Below are 1,091 nucleotides of genomic sequence, written 5' to 3' on the forward strand. Positions count from 1 at the left end.
CGGACGGTGTTGAGGCGGGTGACGAGGGGTGCGATGCCCTCCGTCTCGGCGCGGGCCCAGTCGCGGGGTTTGAGCTGGTACTTCTCGGAGTCGAGGTACTCCTCGCTGCCCTCTTTGAGCGGGGTGTTCTCGCAGAGTTCGTAGCCGCTGTAGATGCCCCAGGTGGGGGAGAGGGTGGCGGCGAGCACGGCACGGACCTCGAAGGCGGGGCGGCCGCCGTGCTGGAGGTAGGCGTGCAGGATGTCCGGGGTGTTGGCGAAGAAGTTGGGCCGCATCCAGGCGGCGCTCTCGCCGGACAGCTCGGTGAGGTACTCGGTGAGTTCCTGCTTGGTGTTGCGCCAGGTGAAGTAGGTGTACGACTGCTGGAAGCCGATCTGGGCGAGGGTGCGCATCATCGCGGGCCGGGTGAAGGCCTCGGCGAGGAAGATCACGTCGGGGTCGGTGCGGTTGATCTCGGCGATCACCCGTTCCCAGAAGACGACGGGTTTGGTGTGGGGGTTGTCGACGCGGAAGATCCGTACCCCGCAGTCCATCCAGTGCCGCAGTACCCGGGCCGTCTCGGCGATCAGGCCCGGCATGTCGGCGTCGAAGGCGATGGGGTAGATGTCCTGGTACTTCTTCGGCGGGTTCTCGGCGTAGGCGATGGTCCCGTCGGGCCGGTGGTGGAACCACTCGGGGTGCTTGTCCACCCACGGGTGGTCGGGTGAGCACTGCAACGCGAAGTCCAGCGCGACCTCAAGGCCGTGCCGGCCGGCCTCGGCCACGAACCACTGGAAGTCCTCCAGGGTCCCCAGATCGGGATGGACGGCGTCGTGGCCGCCCTCGGGGGAACCGATCGCCCAGGGCACCCCCACGTCCTCCGGTCCAGCGCTCAGGGTGTTGTTGCGGCCCTTGCGGAAGGTGGTCCCGATGGGGTGGATCGGTGGGAGGTAGACGACGTCGAAGCCCATCTCCGCGATCGCAGGCAGCCTCCGGGCCGCCGTCCGGAAGGTGCCGTGCGGCCGGTCCTCGGTCCCCTCGGAGCGCGGGAAGAACTCGTACCAGGAGCCGAAAAGGGCCCGCTCGCGCTCGACGAGCAGCGGCAGCGGCTC

At 68.6% G+C, this 1,091-nt stretch carries 1 pseudogene; it reads right to left on the reverse strand.

Annotated features, from left to right (window positions below):
* Positions 1-1,091: pseudogene (locus ACZ7OO_RS44115) on the reverse strand (alpha-1,4-glucan--maltose-1-phosphate maltosyltransferase); the annotation flags it as partial.

Source organism: Streptomyces sp. NPDC111744 (assembly GCF_055634995.1).